This window comes from Pseudomonas khavaziana (assembly GCF_019145205.1).
GTDB classification, from domain to species: Bacteria; Pseudomonadota; Gammaproteobacteria; order Pseudomonadales; family Pseudomonadaceae; genus Aquipseudomonas; species Aquipseudomonas khavaziana.
The window spans coordinates 1-2070 of sequence record NZ_JAHSTT010000033.1 but is presented as its reverse complement, the minus strand read 5'-3'; the positions used below and the strand labels follow the sequence as shown (position 1 = coordinate 2070).

Below are 2070 nucleotides of genomic sequence, written 5' to 3'. Positions count from 1 at the left end.
ACAGACCGAACAAAAAACGACATAGCAGAACGGTTGACGCGACAACTACCTTGAAAAACGCCGTATGTCTTGAGCAGCCTTTGTAAACTTCAAAACTAGTGGTAAAATTACGCACATTGGAGCGTCGAATGTTAAGGAAATCTGACGCGTTTCGTATTGGATAGGAGTAGTTTGATCATGATTGCTAACGAGCTTGCCATAACCGTCGCGTGTGACTCGCTATTTTTCATTGCTATTAACCCTGGTAGTGAGTTTACCTAGATCCCGAGACCATCCCCGCCCGCGATTCGACCGAAAGCGAATTAGTGTTTGTAGATCTAGACAAACCGGGGCAATCAAAATATGGACTGTAATAAGATTTCCGCTTCCCCATTTGTTAGAAACTCTGTATAAAGTCAAAGTCGGAAGCACAAATCAATTTTTTCTTTTGGGTATGGAGGCGATCATGAAGTATTATATAGAAAACAAAAACCAAAGAAGTTTCAGTCGCAACTCTTATAATCGCATAAGCGGCACTGAGGCTCTAGAAGTTAAGGCGGGGGGTGATGAAAGTCGAGCGCATTACCATACATATTTAAAGCCAAAGATTTTAGAAAATAAACACATTGATAAGTTTAACGCGTTAAAATCAATTGAAACGGTGTTAGGAGTGCGCTCTACTGGATCCCAAGCGGAGTACCTGGAGCATGTTATTAACAAGTTATATCACGCTCCCGCTACGGTAAACATGCAAGTAGCACAAATACCAAAAATAAACTCAACCGAGTTTAGGAACGTTTGGTCTGTAGGTGAGCGCGGCGGCGAAGAAGACATGTGGGGCGAGACAGAACAAAGATTACGAGATGCAACAGAGCAGGTGTTTTTTCAATATGGCGAAAGTGCTGACATCGCATTTAAACGTCGCGCTACATGGCGATTTAACTCGCGTACTGCTAATCCCGATTTTGATCCGAACTCTCGACCGATTTACGCCGCTCTCCATGCCATCCAACCCTTCCTGGTCGGTGGCGCTCCAGAGTATGGCGATGCAGCGTTTTATTTAAGAGACCATATAAAAGAACATTCGACGGTATCCTCGCGCGATACTTTGTTTCTTCTTACCGATTGGTTTAATGAGCGTCGCGATTATTCGACTTTAGCACCGCGTTCGCTTGGCGTATTCGGCAGCGACGGTGTGGAGCGGTCAAACTTATATCCCGTTGTAGCAACAGCTACCAAAAATCAGCTACTTTTACTTACTGAGCTTGGAAGTGTCGAAGACCCAGTTGATTACATCGAGCTTCATTCCCACGGTGGACTGTCTATTTCTGAGGATGTATCGCACGTTGCGATATCAGCCCTACCTTCCACCTCCCTTGGGGCAGAGATCAACGATACGTTGAGCGGCCTATTCGGGCATCCTAAAAAAAGCCCCCAATCATAGCGGCCAGTTCTCTACAAACTTATTGCTGAGATCAGTTAAAATGATAAATATTAAATTTTGATTTGGAAAAATCCAACACTTCCCGCGGGGATGCTCTGAGAGAGCCAGATGTTTTCGGTTACCAAATTATCCGAACTTTTCAAAAGATGAAGCATGACGGAATTTGATCAATCATCTCGTTTTTTTGGCCCGTTCGAGCGCCGCAAGTATTTTGCAGTGAGTATTTTTCCGCATTACAGACACACCTCTTCTGCGCTTGATAATAAATATGGTTGAACTATCCACGGATTTAACAGAACAGACAACGTCTCTATCTGCGCCGTACTCTTGGTCAAGTCCGAAAGCTCTCTTTTTCGAATTCGGTTTACGGCAATCTAGGCAAATAGCTGATGCAGTATCCATGATTTCAATCAGGAGCCTCTCATCATAATGCGTTCCAAAACAAGCGTGGAAAATCTATGGTTACCTTCTATCTTGTAACGCTGATCAGTTGTAACCGGCCCTTAAATCCCACCTAGTTAGGAATCGCATACGGCTCATGCGTCGAATACATTTTTTCATATACAAAATAGCTTTAACTACTCAACCGGCGTTTTTCAAGGTAGTTGTCGCGTCAACCGTTCTGCTCTGCCGCTTTTTGTTCGGTC

The 2070-nt window shown here is 44.0% G+C and carries 1 protein-coding gene; it reads left to right on the top strand.

Annotation, left to right across the window (positions count from 1 at the left end; all coding sequences use genetic code 11):
* Nucleotides 1-445: 445 nt before the first annotated feature.
* Nucleotides 446-1423, top strand: coding sequence for a DUF3626 domain-containing protein (locus tag KVH01_RS29355; RefSeq protein ID WP_217883793.1), 978 nt, complete (start codon nt 446-448; stop codon nt 1421-1423).
* Nucleotides 1424-2070: the final 647 nt, after the last annotated feature.